The sequence below is a fragment of the Streptomyces sp. URMC 123 genome (assembly GCF_051386515.1).
Taxonomy (GTDB): Bacteria; Actinomycetota; Actinomycetes; order Streptomycetales; family Streptomycetaceae; genus Streptomyces.
In genome coordinates this window covers 1-14669 of record NZ_JBPQTV010000162.1, presented here as the reverse complement: position 1 = coordinate 14669, position 14669 = coordinate 1, and the positions used below count along the sequence as shown (strand labels likewise).

At 75.1% G+C, this 14669-nt stretch carries 13 protein-coding genes and 1 tRNA gene; 8 read left to right on the top strand and 6 right to left on the bottom strand.

Annotated elements, in window-relative coordinates; all coding sequences use genetic code 11:
- A partial coding sequence (locus tag ACSNOD_RS19120) for a DEAD/DEAH box helicase (protein ID WP_436768188.1) occupies positions 1-1578 on the top strand: 1578 nt, incomplete at its 5' end.
- 135 nt (positions 1579-1713) lie between these two features.
- On the top strand, positions 1714-2232 hold the full coding sequence (locus tag ACSNOD_RS19115; RefSeq protein WP_436768187.1) for an AAA family ATPase: 519 nt from the start codon (positions 1714-1716) through the stop codon (positions 2230-2232).
- Positions 2233-2264: 32 nt separating this feature from the next.
- Here the strand turns inward: ACSNOD_RS19115 and ACSNOD_RS19110 are convergent, their stop codons facing one another.
- On the bottom strand, positions 2265-2849 hold the full coding sequence (locus ACSNOD_RS19110) for a TetR/AcrR family transcriptional regulator (protein WP_436768186.1): 585 nt from the start codon (positions 2847-2849) through the stop codon (positions 2265-2267).
- A gap of 278 nt (positions 2850-3127) precedes the next feature.
- Here ACSNOD_RS19110 and ACSNOD_RS19105 point away from each other — a divergent pair, with 278 nt between their 5' ends.
- Complete coding sequence (locus ACSNOD_RS19105) at positions 3128-3790, top strand: NAD(P)H-binding protein (RefSeq protein ID WP_436768185.1); 663 nt, start codon at positions 3128-3130, stop codon at positions 3788-3790.
- A gap of 128 nt (positions 3791-3918) precedes the next feature.
- Here ACSNOD_RS19105 and ACSNOD_RS19100 read toward each other — a convergent pair whose 3' ends face one another.
- Positions 3919-4146, bottom strand: a complete 228-nt coding sequence (locus ACSNOD_RS19100; RefSeq protein ID WP_436768184.1) for a DUF5133 domain-containing protein — start codon at positions 4144-4146, stop codon at positions 3919-3921.
- 431 nt (positions 4147-4577) lie between these two features.
- Here ACSNOD_RS19100 and ACSNOD_RS19095 point away from each other — a divergent pair, with 431 nt between their 5' ends.
- Positions 4578-4787, top strand: coding sequence for a hypothetical protein (locus tag ACSNOD_RS19095; protein ID WP_436768183.1), 210 nt, complete (start codon positions 4578-4580; stop codon positions 4785-4787).
- A gap of 22 nt (positions 4788-4809) precedes the next feature.
- On the opposite strand, the gene ACSNOD_RS19090 is transcribed toward ACSNOD_RS19095, so the two are convergent.
- From ACSNOD_RS19090 to hemA, 4 genes are all read right to left on the bottom strand, one after another.
- A complete protein-coding gene (locus ACSNOD_RS19090; RefSeq protein WP_436768182.1) occupies positions 4810-5340 on the bottom strand; it encodes an SRPBCC family protein in 531 nt (176 codons plus the stop codon).
- A gap of 190 nt (positions 5341-5530) precedes the next feature.
- Positions 5531-6382 carry an ATP phosphoribosyltransferase gene (hisG, locus tag ACSNOD_RS19085; protein ID WP_436768181.1) on the bottom strand — a complete coding sequence of 284 codons (852 nt, stop codon included), beginning with the start codon at positions 6380-6382 and terminating at the stop codon, positions 5531-5533.
- Between the two features lie 50 nt (positions 6383-6432).
- Positions 6433-7869, bottom strand: a complete 1437-nt coding sequence (locus tag ACSNOD_RS19080; RefSeq protein WP_436768180.1) for an MFS transporter — start codon at positions 7867-7869, stop codon at positions 6433-6435.
- Between the two features lie 232 nt (positions 7870-8101).
- Positions 8102-9355: a 5-aminolevulinate synthase gene (hemA, locus tag ACSNOD_RS19075; RefSeq protein ID WP_436768179.1), complete on the bottom strand. Its 1254-nt coding sequence runs from the start codon at positions 9353-9355 to the stop codon at positions 8102-8104.
- A gap of 311 nt (positions 9356-9666) precedes the next feature.
- On the opposite strand from hemA, the gene ACSNOD_RS19070 reads away from it, so the two are divergent.
- From ACSNOD_RS19070 to ACSNOD_RS19055, 4 genes are all read left to right on the top strand, one after another.
- Positions 9667-11109 (top strand): amidase, encoded by a 1443-nt coding sequence (locus tag ACSNOD_RS19070; RefSeq protein WP_436768178.1) that lies wholly within the window; start codon positions 9667-9669, stop codon positions 11107-11109.
- A gap of 240 nt (positions 11110-11349) precedes the next feature.
- Positions 11350-13176, top strand: a complete 1827-nt coding sequence (locus ACSNOD_RS19065) for a hydroxysqualene dehydroxylase (RefSeq protein ID WP_436768177.1) — start codon at positions 11350-11352, stop codon at positions 13174-13176.
- 82 nt (positions 13177-13258) lie between these two features.
- Positions 13259-14494: a carboxylate-amine ligase gene (locus ACSNOD_RS19060; protein ID WP_436768176.1), complete on the top strand. Its 1236-nt coding sequence runs from the start codon at positions 13259-13261 to the stop codon at positions 14492-14494.
- A 101-nt stretch (positions 14495-14595) separates the two neighbouring features.
- A tRNA-Met gene (locus ACSNOD_RS19055) sits at positions 14596-14669 on the top strand.

The following is a 14669-nucleotide window of genomic DNA, read 5'->3' as shown; positions in this document are numbered from 1 at the left end:
CGCCAGCGCAAGGCGTCGGCCGCAGCGCCCGCCGGAAAGCGCGCGGGGCGCGCCCCCGCCCCCCACGGCGAGTTCGCCCTGCCGACCAGCGTCACCCCGGCGCTGCCGCCCGTGGAGTCCTTCGCCGAGCTGGACATGCCGGCCGCCCTCCTGGACACGCTGGAACAGAACGGCCTGACCGCGCCGTTCCCCATCCAGGCCGCGACCCTCCCCAACACGCTCGCCGGGCGGGACGTCCTCGGCCGCGGCCGCACCGGCTCCGGCAAGACCCTCGCCTTCGGGCTCGCCGTGCTCGCCCGCACCGCGGACCGGCGGGCGGCCTCCAAGCGCCCCCTCGCGCTGATCCTCGTCCCCACCCGGGAACTGGCCCAGCAGGTCACGGACGCGCTCACCCCCTACGCCCGCTCGCTGAAGCTGCGGCTGGCCACCGTGGTCGGCGGCCTGTCCGTCTCCCGCCAGGGCGCCGCGCTGCGCGACGGCGCCGAGGTCGTCGTGGCGACCCCCGGACGGCTCCGGGACCTGATCGAGCGCGGCGACTGCCGGCTCGACGACGTGACGATCACCGTGCTGGACGAGGCCGACCAGATGGCCGACATGGGCTTCATGCCGCAGGTCACCGCGCTGCTCCGGCAGGTGGCCGCGGACGGCCAGCGCCTGCTGTTCTCCGCCACGCTCGACAAGAACATCGACACCCTGGTCCGCCGGTTCCTCAACGACCCGGTCGTGCACTCCGTCGACCCCGCCGCGGGCGCGGTCACCACGATGGAGCACCACGTGCTCCATGTGGCGCCCGAGGACAAGTTCCCCGCGGTCACCCGGATCGCCGCCCGCGACGGCCGGGTGATCATGTTCCTCGACACCAAGCGGGCCGTCGACCGGCTCACCCGCGACCTGCTGCTCAGCGGCGTCCGGGCCGCCGCCCTGCACGGCGGCAAGTCCCAGCCCCGGCGCACGCGCACCCTCGACCAGTTCAAGGACGGCGACATCACGGTCCTGGTCGCCACCAATGTCGCGGCCCGCGGCATCCACGTCGACGACCTCGACCTGGTGGTCAACGTCGACCCGCCGGTCGACCACAAGGACTATCTGCACCGCGGCGGGCGCACCGCCCGCGCCGGCGGCTCGGGCAAGGTCGTCACCCTCGCCCTGCCGCCCCAGCGCCGCGAGCTGGCCCGCCTGATGGAGGACGCCGGCATCGACGCCCTGACGACCCGGGTGCGCGCCAAGGACGAGGAGCTCGACCGGATCACCGGGGCGCGCGAGCCCTCGGGCGTCCCCGTCGTCATCGCCGCGCCCGCGGCCGCCGCGCCGGCGCCGGCCGCGCGACGCCGGCAGAGCAGCGGCAAGGGGCGCCCCGGCGCCAGGTCGAGCACGGGTGGCGCCTCCCGCTCGGGCACGGGCGGTGCCTCGCGCTCGGGTACAGGTGGCGCGTCCCGTTCGGGTACGAGTGGTGCCTCCCGTTCGGGCGAGGGCGCGCCCCGGTGGGGCGCCGGCGCTGCCCGCTCCGGTGAGGGCGCCTCCCGGTCGGGCGGGGCGAGCCGCCGCGGCCGCACGCCCCGCAGGTTCGGCCCCCGCTAGGACAGTCCGCTGGTACGGCCCCCCGCGGCGGAACCGCGAACGCGCACCGCGAACCCGCACTGCGCATCGCGCACCGCGTCCGGCTCCGCCCCGGGGGAGCCCGCCCGCTCCGCCCGGGTCGGCACGCGCACGCCCGTGCTCGCCCACGACGGCTCCGACCTGGCCGCGGCGCTGCAGACGATCCGGGAGATCGGGGACCACGAGGCGCTGGACGCCGCGGTGGACGCGGCGTTCCCCGGCAGCCGGGTCGAGATCACCGACCACGGCGGCCGCTTCGAACTGGAACTGCGCCAGCACGGGCTGCTCCGCCCGCTGCGCGCCGCCGAGCTCTCCGACGGCACGCTGCGCTATCTCCTGTGGACCGCCGCGCTGCTGACCCCGAGGCCGCCGGCGCTGCTGGTGCTCAACGAGCCGGAGACCAGCCTCCACCCGGACCTGCTGCGCCCGCTCGCCGACCTCGTGCTCACCGCCTGCGCGGAGACCCAGATCGTGGTCGTCACCCACGCCCCCGCCCTCGCGGAGGCGCTCACGGAGGGCGCGGCCCGCCGCCGCGTCGACACCCGCGCCATCGAGCTGGTCAAGGAGTTCGGCCGGACGACCGTCGCCGGCCAGGGCATGCTGGACGAACCGCCGTGGCACTGGCCCAAGCGCTGACGACTCCCCGGGAACACGCGCCCGGAGGGCCGTCAGGCCGCCGGCTCGGGGGGCAGGACGCGCTCCACCATGGCGTCGATCAACTCGTCGGGGGAGTACGGGGCGAGGATGTCCGGCACGGTGAGGTCGTCCGCGATCAGGCCGCTCATGGCGAGGTGGAGCAGCACCACCGTGGTCCGGTCGCCGGGCAGGCCCGCGCCGAGGTGGAAGTCGATGCTCTCCTGGAGGTCGGCGGTGAGGAGCGTGCTCAGGTCCGCTCTCAGCTCGGGTCGGCGGGTCGCCTCCAGGCGCAGCTCCAGCATGGCCAGACAGCTGCTCCGGTCCCGCCGCATGCGCTCGAACAGCTCCCGCAGCAGCCGCGTCACCAGCTCCCGGGACGGCGGGCCCTGGAGCGACCTCGCCGTGTCCGCCTCGTCGGGGGTCAGCCGCTCACGGGTCCGCCGGGCGACCTGGCGGAGCAGATCGGCGCGGTTGGCGAAGTAGTTCGACGCCGTGCCGGGCGGCACGGACGCCTCCGCGTCCACGGCACGGAAGGTCAGCCCCCGCGACCCCGCCCGGGCCAGGACCTCGATGGCGCCGTCCAGCAGCGCGGTACGCCGTGCCGGGTTCTGTCGCATCGCGCGTGCTCCTCGAAGTGCGCCGGCCCGGGCCCGACCCGAACCTACTCCGGGCAGAGTACTTCAGCCGAAGTGACACCCGGCGAAGGGGCGTGCCCAGGGGTGTGCGGCGTCGCGCCCCCGGCCGCGTGGTGGGCGGATCGCGTACCGATAACGTACGGACCGCGTGCGGACGGCGTACGGGCCGCGTGCAAGCGCCGTACGAGGTTCCGCCGGGCCGCTCCCGTGACCCGCGCGCCCCGGCCGCTCCGCCACCGCCCCCTCCGAGAGGTGCCGCCATGTCCACCCGTACCGCGCTGCTGGCCGGGGCCACCGGCCTGGTCGGCAGCCATCTGCTCACCCGCCTGCTGGCCGACCCGCGGTACGGCCGGGTGACCGCGCTCGTCCGCCGGCCCCCGGCCGTCACCCACCCCGATCTCGACGTCCGCGTCACGGACTTCGCCGACCTCGGCGCCGACGACGTCCCCGCGGTCGACGACGTCTACTGCGCCCTGGGCACCACCCGCAAGGCCGCCGGGTCGCGGGAGGCCTTCCGCGCCGTCGACCAGCACCTGACCGTGGCCGTCGCCCGCCATGCCCGCCGGGCCGGCGCCCGCCGCATCGCGCTGTGCTCCGCCATCGGGGCCCGCCCCGGCGCCCGCGCGTTCTACCTCCGCGTCAAGGGCGACACCGAACGGGAGGTCATCGGCCTCGGCTACGACAGCACGGAGGTCTTCCGCCCGTCACTCCTGCTGGGCGACCGCTCCGAACACCGCCCCGCCGAGCGCGCCTCGACCGCCGCGGCGCCCCTGTTCACCCCGCTCCTGGTCGGCCCGCTGCGGCCCTGCCGGCCGGTGAGCGCCGACCGTCTCGCGGCCGCCATGATCACCGGCCTGACCGCCGCCGCTCCCGGGCGGCACCTGCACACCTACGACGACATCATGGCGTTGAGCGCCCCCTGAACGGACGCTGAGCGCCCCCCTGACGGACGCGGAGCACCCCGCGGCCCGTGGGCCCGGGGTGCTCCGGCGATCCGCGTGCGGTGCGGCGGTGCCGTGGAACGCGGAAGGAGCGCTCGCGCCGCCGCCCCTCAGGCGACCACGGCGGAGTCGTCCTCCACCCGCGCCCCCGGCAGCCGGTGCCGGGCCGCGATCAGTGCCGTGTCCACATCGCGCGTGCCGGTGGAGATGCACAAGCTGTACGCCACGTCCGCCATGCGCTGCCGTACCTCGGGGCTGCCCTGTTCGGCGTGCAGCGCCTCCAGAACCGTGTACTGCTCGACCAGGTTCCGCAGAACAACGGGGTGGGCCATCAGCACGGTCGATCTCCTTCCGCCATGGATGATCTTTCCAACCGATCATGCGAGCGGCTACCCGCGGCCACGCGCGATCATGCCCGCCGCGTCGTATCGGGCCTCCGGCCGGGCAAACCGCCCCGTACGGGGGAATGGCCGCACCCCCGCGTGCCGTACGTGCGTACGGCACTCGCGCGGATGACGCGCCGAGGGGCGCTCGGACGGGCCGCGGGGGCGCGGGGCCGCGCGGTCGCCCCGACGGGCGTGCGAAGGCCGGTGGCGGCGTGTGCGCGCACGGTGAGTGTCGTGGGTGCCCTGACGGGCAGTTCGTCCCTGTTCCGTCCCGTTCCTGCCCGACGGCATGCCTCGACGGCATCACCCCGCGTCACTACCCGGAGACGCAGCCCGGAGACACCGCCCGGAGACACTGCCCTGAGACACGAGGAGTCACGACCATGAGGTGCGTTCACCGCGTCCTGACCACCGTCGCCGCCGCCCTCCTGCTGGCGGCGGCCGGCGCCGCCATGGCACCGCCGGCCCAGGCGGACGTCCACGCCGAGCTCCTGAACGGCACGGCCTCCGTGGGCGCCAACGCCGCCATCGGCGCGGAGGCCTTCGGCCAGCAACTCGTGAACGAACCCAATCCCCTGTCGGCGTTCCTCTGAGCGTCCGAGGACGGGCGGGGCGTCAGCTCCGCCGTTCGGCCAGGGCCTTGATGCCGGTGAGGGTCGCCTCCATGCCGGTGCGCAGCTCGCCGAGCCGGATCTCGACGACGCGTTCCGCCTTGTCCGGCAGGCGATCGACCGTGACGCTGAGCCCGGAGTTGCCCGGGCCGATGCGGACGGAGTGCCGCAGAAGGGTGCCGCCCTCCGCCGGGGTCAGGGTGAACCGCCAGGTCGCCAGCGGCTTCTCGGGGTCCTCGGAGGGTGCGCCGAACCGGCCGTCGGCGTCCATGACGGCCCAGGCGAAGGCGTTCGGGGCCGTCAGCTCGACGATCTGGGAGACGGTCCGCCAGTCGCCGACCGCGGAGTGGCGGTTGAAGCCGGCGAAACGCGCGCCCAGCGCGGGCGCGGTGGCGCCGTCGAGCCACTCGACGGTGTTCAGCTCGGGGCTCAGCCGCGCGGGCAGCCCGATGTCGGTCACCAGGCCCCACACGGTCTCCGGGTCCGCCGCCACCAGGACCTCGCACTCGACCGTCCGGCCCTCCACCTGCGCCATGCCGTCCCCCTCGCCGTCCGCACCATGATCGAAACGATGGGCCGAACCTAACCGGGCCCGGCCGTCGGCCGCAATGCCGATTCGGCCGAGCTCCCCGCCGATTCGGTCATGTGGGGCGCTCGTTCATTCGCCGGTGCTCGTTCGGTCACCGACGCTCGTTCGGTCACGGGCGGGGCATGGGAACAGGCGCTCAGATCCGGCAGGCGTGCAGGCGCGTGGTCAGCACCGCGTGCGCCCCGACCTTCTCCAGCTGGTCCATGATCCGCTGGGCGTCGTCCGCGGGGACCATCGCCCGCACGGCCGCCCACCCCCGGCGGTGCAGCGGGGAGACGGTCGGCGATTCGAGACCGGGCGTCAGGGCCACCGCCTTCTCCACGTCCTCCACGCGGATGTCGTAGTCCATCATCACGTAGCGGCGGGCCACCAGCACGCTCTCCAGGCGGCGCAGGAACCGCACCGCCGCCTCGTCGCGCGGCCGCGCGCCGACGGGCCGCACGACGACGGCCTCGGACTCCATGATGGGGTCGCCGATGATCCTCAGCCCCAGCTGCTCCAGGGTCCTGCCGGTCTCCACGACATCCGCGATGACCTGCGCCACGCCGAGTTCGAGCGAGGTCTCGACGGCGCCGTCCAGGCGGACGATCCCGCCCGCGTTCACCCCGTGCTCGGCCAGGTGCTTCGCCACGACGCCGGGGTAGGAGGTGGCGATGGTCAGGCCGTCCAGGTCGGCGACCGTCCCGGCCGTGCCCGGCCGCCCGGCGAAGTGGAAGCTGGAGCGGCCGAAGCCCAGCGGAAGAACCTCCTCCGCCGGCGCGGCGGAGTCCATCAGCAGATCGCGGCCGGTGATGCCGATGTCCAGCCGGCCCGAGCCGACGTAGACGGCGATGTCCCGGGGGCGCAGGAAGAAGAACTCCACACCGTTGCGCTCGTCGCGGACGATGAGCTCCTTGGCGTCCGTCCGCTGCCGGTACCCGGCCTCCTGGAGCATGGCGGATGCGGGAGCCGAGAGGGAACCTTTGTTCGGAACGGCGATACGAAGCATGGGGACCGCCCAACGTGTCGCTTTCGGTGACCTGATGACCACCCATGGTGTCAGAGGCGGCGCCGACCGGAGCGGTACGCCGTGCCGGAGCGGGCCGCCAGGACCGACAGCGCGCAGGCCGCCAGCCCCAGCCCCGCCGTGAGGGCGACGAAGGCGGGGCCGGCGAGGAGCCACGGGCCCAGCAGGGTGGTGCCGAGGGCCACCCCGAGGTGGTCAAGGGTCCCGTTCCAGGAGACGATGCCGGCCCGCCGGTCGGGCCGGACCCCGCCGAGATACGTCTGCTGAACGGTGTAGAAGGCGCCCCCCGCCACGAACCAGACGAACAGCGCGATCAGCGCCAGGGTGAGGTGACGGCTGGTCAGGGTGGTGACCGCGGCCGCCACGAAGAGCACGGAGCAGCCGGCGGACAGCCAGTTCTCGTCGAGCCCCCGCGCCCGGGCCCGGTCGATGGCCCGGCCACTGGCGAGCGAACCGGTCAGCGAGCCGGCGCCCACCATGAGGCCGAGCAGGCCGAGCTGCCCGGTGTCGAAGGAGAAGCGGTACGCGAAGAGCGTGCCCACGAACGTATAGGCGCCCAGCCGGCCGGCCTGCAGCAGGCCGGTGGAGAGCAGCGGAAGCGCCACGCGGCGGTCGCGCCAGACCCCGAAGGCGCTCAGCGGCGAGCCGGACCGCGCGGGCCGCGGCCCCTTCAGCCGCCAGGCGATCAGTGGGACCAGCGGAACGAGCCCGGCGGCGACGGCGACGAACACCCACGGCCAGCTCACCGCCTCGGCGAGCAGACCGCCCAGCGGCACGCCCAGGACCTGGCCCAGGGCGTAGCAGGACACCCCGCCGGCCACCGCCCGGCCGCGCTGGTGGGGCGCGGCGGTCTCGGCCAGGTGGGCCCACATGGCCGGCGCGGCCATCGCCCCGCCCAGGCCCGTCAGCGCCCGCGCCGCGATCAGCTCCGGCAGGCTCCCGGACCGTGCGCACAGCAGGTTGCCGACGAGGAACAGCAGCGCCCCGCCGGCGATGAACACCCGGCGCGGGAACCGGTCCGACACCCCGCCGAGCAGGGGCGCGGCCACCGCGTAGGCCAGCACATAGGCGGTGACGACCTGGGCCGCGCCGCCGGTGCCGACGCGCAGGTCCGAGGCGATCGTCGGCAGGAGCGGGGAGAGCAGGAAGGTCTCGGCGCCCATGAGGAAGAGGAACGCGTAGAGCAGGGCGTAGCGCGCCCAGGGGGTGACGGCCGGGGCGGTCGCGACCGCGGGTGCTGCTGGGGCGGCCGTCGCGGTGCCGGTCGCTCGCGGCGCGTCGGCCGTGCGCGGCGCCTCCCCCGTACGGGGTGCCCCGCTCGTATGGGTTGTCCCACTCGTATGGGCTGGTCCGGCCGTCTTGGGGTTCCGTCCCGCGGGGTACGGGGTCGGCGTGGCCGCCCGCCTGTCGGCCGCGGGCTTCGGCGGGGCGGCGGGCCGGGGCGTGCCGTCGGTCGGGGAATCGCTCACCGCGGTGTCCTTCGGGTCGGCTGTGCGAGGCCGTGTCGTCCGGGGCGGCCCGGATCGGGCCCGGCGGGCCACGACACGGCCGCGGCCGCCGGGTGGTGCGTCCGGCGCCCGGGGCCGTGTTCTCCCGGGCGCCGGACGGTGGGGCGGTCCGTCAGGGGTCTCGATCGGGGTTCTCGGTGATCGGGCGGGCTCATCGGGGCCCCGGCCCGATCGACCGCGTCAGCCGACCGCGTCAGCCGACCGCGGCGGCCGGGGCCGGCACCGCACGCGCGGCGCCCGTCCGCGGCAGCCCCAGCTCGCTCCACGTCTCGTCGAGAACCGTCGCGAAGTGGTGGACATCGGCCGGCCGATGCACCGGCGAGGGGTTGATCCGCAGCCGCTCCGCGCCGCGCGGGACGCTCGGGAAGTTGATCGGCTGGGCGTACAGCCCGTGCCGGTCCAGCAGGATCTGGGCCAGCCGCCGACACCGCGTCACCTCCCCGACGAGCACCGGAACGATATGGCTCTCGTCGCTGACCAGCGGGATGCCGGCCTGCCGCAGCAGGGACTTGAGCAGCCCGGCGCGCTCGTGCAACAGCTTCCGCTCGGTGTCCCCGGCCCGCAGGTGCCGCACGCTCGCGAGCGCGCCGGCCGCCAGCGCCGGCGGCATCGACAGCGTGAAGATGAACGCCGGGGCGAGGCTGCGCACGGCGTCCACGATCGCCGCCGGCCCCGCGAGATAGCCCCCGGCCGTGCCGTACCCCTTGGCGAGCGTGCCCATCAGCAGCGTGACCTCGTCGTCGATGCCGAGCAGCGCCGCCATCCCCGCGCCCTCCGGGCCGTACATGCCGACCGTGTGCGCCTCGTCCACGTACACCAGGGCGTGGTGCCGCTTCGCGACCGCGCACAGGTCGGCCATCGGGGCGATGTCACCGTCCATGGAGTAGATGGACTCGAAGGCCACGACCTTCGGCCGCGCCGGATCGACCGCGCTCAGCAGCCGGTCGAGATCGGCCGGGTCGTTGTGCGCGAAGATGTGGCGCTCCGCGCCGCTCGCCCGCATCGCCATGATCATCGATGCGTGGTTGAGCCGGTCGGAGAAGAACGCGCAGCCGGGGAGCGCCTTGCCGAGCACGTACAGCGCGGCGTCATTGGCCGCGTACCCCGTGATGAAGGTGAGCGCGCTCTCCTTGCCGTGCAGATCGGCGAGTTCGCGCTCCAGCGCCACATGGTGAGGTGTGGTGCCGGAGATGTTCCGCGACCCGCCGGCGGCGGCGCCCGAGGTGTCCAGCGCCGCGCGCATCGCGGCCAGCACCTTCGGGTGCTGGCCCATGCCGAGGTGGTCGTTGCTGCACCACACGGTCACCTCCCGGCTCCCCTCCGGCCGGTGGTGCAGCGCCCGCGGGAACCGGCCCGCGAGGCGCTCGATCTCGACAAAGGTGCGGTACTGCCCCGAGTTCCTGAGCTCCGCCATGCGTTGGCCGAAGAAGCCGACGTAGTCGAACATGTGCTGACAACCCCCGTTGAGTGACACCGTGCGGCGCGGGCGACGCGGTGGGTCGCGTCCGGTTCGCCGTACGGACGCTCCCAGCTTGGCGGCCCGTACGGGGCGGCACATCGGCGCCGAGAAGGGCCGGGCGATCCGCCGTACGTCGCGCTCATCACCCACACGGCTACACCCTGGGGGAGTGCGGCGCCACGCCCCGTGCCCTCCCCGAGGAGGATGCGGCGGACGCGCCGCCGCCGCCGACCGCGGTCTGGTCCGGCCCGAACTCCGGTGCGAGGATGCGGGGATTCCCCGCGAGAGGACGGACGGCCATGGCTGAGCTGCACGACCTGACCGCGTTGGAGCAGGCGGTCGAGATCCGCGAGGGGCGTCTCTCCCCGGTCGACCTGGCGGAGCACTATCTGCGCCGCGTCGACCGGCTGGACGCGGCCCTCGGCGCGTATCTGACCGTGACCCCGGAGATCGCCCGCAAGCAGGCCGCCGACGCCGAGAGCGAGGCGCTGGCCGCCCGGCGGGAGGGCCGCCCGCTGCCGGCGCTCCACGGGGTGCCGGTGCCGGTCAAGGACCTCACCCGGGTCGCGGGCGTGCGCTGCACCTTCGGCTCCCGCGCCTACGCCGACCACGTGCCGGCCGTGGACGACCACGTGGTCACCCGGCTGCGCGCCGCCGGAACGGTGCTCCTCGGCAAGACCAACACCCCCGAGTTCGGCCACTCCTGCCACACCGAGAACGCGCTCGCGCCGCCCGCCCGCTCCCCGTGGGACCTCGACCGCTCGGCCGGCGGATCGAGCGGTGGCGCGGGGGCGGCCGTGGCGGGCGGCCTCGCCCCCGTGGCCCACGGCACCGACGGCGGCGGCTCCATCCGGATACCGGCGTCCGTGTGCGGGCTGGTCGGCCTCAAGCCGAGCCGCGGCCGGGTCAGCGGCGGCCCGGTCCGCCACGACATCAGCGGTCTGACGACGGACGGTCCCCTCGCGCGGACGGTCGCCGACGCCGCCGCCCTGCTCGACGCCCTCGCCGGGCCGATGCCGGGCGACACGTGCGTGGCGCCGCCCCCGCCCCCGGGGGAAACGTTTCTCGACCAGGTCGGCCGCCGGCCGCCGCGGCTGCGGGTGGTGGTGCTGGCCGAGCCCCCCGTCGACGGTGTCGAGGTCCACCCCGACTGCCGCGCCGCCGTCGACGGCGCCGCGGCCCTGCTGCGGGAGCTCGGCCACGAGGTCGAGGAGCTGGCGCTCCCGCTCGACGAGCGGCTGCGGCACGCCTTCACCGACGTCTGGGACACCCTCGCGGCGGCCGAGCCGGTCCCCGAGGGGGCCGAGGACCTGCTGGAGCCGTTCACCCGCCACCTGCGCGAGCGCGGCGAGCGGGTCACGGGGCCGCGCCTCGCCGAGTCCCTGGCCCTCTTCCGCGAGCTGGGCCAGCTGGTCGCCGAGGCGCTGATGCCCCCGGACACCGGCTACGACGTGATCCTCTCGCCCACGCTGGCCCGGCCGCCCGCACGGGTGGGGGAGCTGCGGAACGACGACGACCCCGGCGCCGCGTACGCCGACTTCGCCCGCTACACGCCGTTCGCCCCGTTCTTCAATGTGACCGGCCAGCCCGCCGTGAGCCTGCCACTCTTCTGGACGGACGCGGGCCTGCCGATCGGGGTGATGCTCGCCGGCCGGTACGGCGCGGAGTCGACCCTCGTGCGGCTCTCCGCGCAACTGGAGGAGGCGCGTCCGTGGGCGGACCGCAAGCCGTCGCTCTGGTGAGCGCGGGGACCGGCGGCCGGCGGCGCGTACGACCTGGCGGCACGGCGTACGACACCGCGGCAGGACCGCGTACGACACGCTGGCGCGCACGTACGCACACCGCGGCAGCACCGCGTACGGCACGGCCCGCCGTCGTTGTCCATCGCCCCCGAGAGCTACAGCGGTCTTCTCTTCGCGCCCTCGCCTCATTAGCCTCCGCGCGGTGCCCGTTGGGCAGCAGCGACCGAAGGGATGACGGAGATGGCCGACGACCAGAGGACGCACGAGGGGCCCGGGACGCACGGGAGCCCGCCGCGACGGGAGTTGCTCCGCTACGGCGCCGCCGGCACCGCGGGCGCGCTCGGCCTCGGGCTCACCGCGCCGGGGCGGGCGGCCGCGCGTGACAGGGCCGCGCGCCCCACCGCCGCGGCCGCGGGGCGGACCGTGGCGGTCCTCGGCGCCGGCACCGCCGGGCTGACGGCCGCCCATGAACTCGCCGAGCGCGGCTTCGAGGTCACGGTGTACGAGCGCCGCACCGTCCTCGGCGGCAAGGCCCGCAGCATCCCCGTGCCGGGCACCGGCGCGGGCGGCCGGCGCGATCTGCCGGGCGAACACGGCCACCGCGGGGTCTTCGGCTTCTACCACAACCTCCCCGACACCCTGCGCCGCATCCCCTTCCCCGGCAACGCCCAGGGCGTCCACGGCAACCTCACCCGCGTGCCGTGGGTGTGCTTCGCCCGCGACGGCGGCCGGGCCGATCTGCCCGTCCCCACCACCCCGTTCGACGCCGACACGCTCGACCTCGACGCGCTGCGCGGGCTGATCGCCGGGGCCCTGGAGCAGTTGCTCCGCCTGCCGCCGCGGGACGCCGCGTTCTTCGCCCAGCGGCTGGCCGTCCTGATGACGAGCAGCGACGAACGCCGCTACGGCCAGTGGGAGTACGTCAAGTGGCTCGACTTCCTCCGTGTGGAGGGCCGGTCGGAGGACTACCGCAAGCTCTTCGGCGGCGGCGCCCAGGTCATCCAGGCGCTCAAGCCGGAGGACGCCAGCACCCGCACCTGCGGACAGGGCCTCGAAGCCATCGTCTTCGACCTGCTGCAGCGCGGCAGCGACGGCCCGGCGGACCGCGTCTTCAACGCCCCCACCAGTGAGGCCTGGATCGACCCCTGGGCCCGCCATCTGCGCGGCCTCGGCGTCCGGTTCGCCCTGGGCCACGCCGTCGAGGCGCTGGAGACCGACCGCGGCCGGATCACGGCGGCCCGCGTCCGTACGGCGTCGGGCACGGCACGGATCGAGGCGGACTGGTTCGTGGTGGCGGTGCCGGTGGAGCGGGCCGTGCCGCTGTGGAGCGCGGACGTGCTCGCCGCCGCGCCGCGCCTGGCGGCCATGCGCCGGCTGCGGACCACCTGGTCCCACGGCATCCAGTACTACCTGCGGGAGCCGGTCCGGGGCATTCCCGGCCACATCGCGTACATCGACTCGCCCTGGGCGCTGGTCTCCATCGGCCAGGCGCGGTTCTGGCGCGAGGCGTTCGCCGACACCTGGGGCGACGGGCGGGCCCAGGACTCCCTCTCCGTCGTCGTCTCCGACTGGGACGAGCCGGGCCCGCTGTACGGGAAGCCGGCCCGGCAGTGCACGCCCAAGGAGATCGCCGAGGAGGTGTGGACCCAGATGAAGGCGGCGCTGGAGGACACGGGCGAGCGCCACCTGCCCGACGACCTCGTCCACGCGTGGTTCCTGGACCCCGCGGTCACCGGGACCGGCGGGCCCGAGCCGGCCAACGACGAGCCGTATCTGCTGAACGACGTCGGCTCCTGGGACCACCGGCCCGACGCGGCCACCGCGATCCCGAATCTCTTCCTCGCCGCCGACTACGTGCGCACGTACAGCAATGTCGACTTCACCTCGATGGAGACCGCCAACGAGGCGGGCCGGCGCGCGGTGAACGCGCTGCTGGACGCGGCGGACTCGGGGGCGCCGCGGGTCCGGCTGTTCCGGGGGCACCGGCCCCCGGAGTTCGAGGCGGCGAAGCTGCTGGACGCGGGGCGCTACCGGCTGGGGCTGCCGCACCTGCTGGACACGCCGTAGGGCCCGCCCCCTTCCCCGCTCCCCCGCGGCCGCGGGGGAGCGGGGTCCGTTTTCGGTCGGGGAAAACGGGCACCCGCCAGGAATGCTCACCCTTGGTGTCGAAGAGGAGTACCTGCTGCTCGATCCGGACACGGGCCTGCCCGTGCCGCGCGGGCGGCAGGTGCGGGCCGCCGCCCGGCTGCGGCCCGACATGGACGGTCCGGAAGTGCAGTCGGAGCTGTTGCAGGCCCAGGTGGAGGTCGCCACGCCGGTCTGCCGCGAGCTGACCGAGGTCGGCGAGCATCTGCGGCGGATGCGGCAGATCCTCGGCGCCGCCGCCGAGCAGGAGGGCTGTCGTCTCGCCGCCTGCGCCAGCGCGCCGAACAGCCCGGCCGCGGCCGTGCCCGTGACCGACGAGCGCCGCTACCGCAAGATGCGCGAGGACGCCGCGCGGCTGGTCGACGAACAACTGGTCAACGGCATGCACGTGCATGTCGCCGTGCCGGACCGGCCCACCGCCGTCGCCGTGCTCAACCGCGTCCGGCCCTGGCTGCCGACGCTGGTGGCCCTCTCGTCCAACTCCCCGCTGTGGGAGGGGTACGACACGGGGTTCTCCAGCTGGCGCACCGTGGTCTTCGACCGCTGGCCGGTCAGCGGCCCGCCGCCGGCCTTCGCGGACGCGGACGACTACGAGCGGCGGGTCAAGGCGCTGCTGGCCACGGGCACCATCCGCGACCGGGGCCAGCTCTACTGGCACGCGCGGCTGTCCGAGAACTACCCCACCCTGGAGCTGCGCGTCACCGACGTCCAGCTCCACGTGGACGACGCCGTCATGTTCGCCGGCCTCATCCGCGCCCTGGTGGCCACCGCCCTGGGCGAGGAGGACGGCTCGCCGACGCCGGCCACTCCGCCGGAGCTGTCGTACGCCGCCACCTGGCAGGCGGCGCGGCACGGCCTCGGGCAGGCGCTGATCGACGAGCGGGGGCGGCGCCGGGCCGCCGGGGAGGTCGTGCGCGACTTCGTCGAGCACGTGCGTCCCGCCCTGGAGGAGGCCGGCGACCTCGACCGCGTCACCTCCCTGGTCAACCGGGTGCTGCGCGAGGGCACGGGCGCGGCCCACCAGCGCAGGGCCCTCGCGGAGGGCGGCTGGCGGGGCCTGATCGACTGCGTCACGTCCCGAACGGTCGAACCGAGCCGGATGGCCGAGCCGAGCGGCTCCGGTGAACCGGGTGCCGAACCGGGCGGGTCCGACAAGCCGGGCGCCGAGCCGAGCGGCTCCGGTGAACCGAGCGGCTCCAGTGAACCGACCAGGACCGGCGAACCGGCGGCGGCTGGGTGAACCGGCGGTGACCGCGTGACCGCGGCGGCTGGGTGAACCGGCGGCGACGGGCGCGGCGATTTCGTCCCGCGCCCACGATGGCGTACAGTTGTCCGAGTCGACGCGGGGTGGAGCAGCTCGGTAGCTCGCTGGGCTCATAACCCAGAGGTCGCAGGTTCAAATCCTGTCCCCGCTA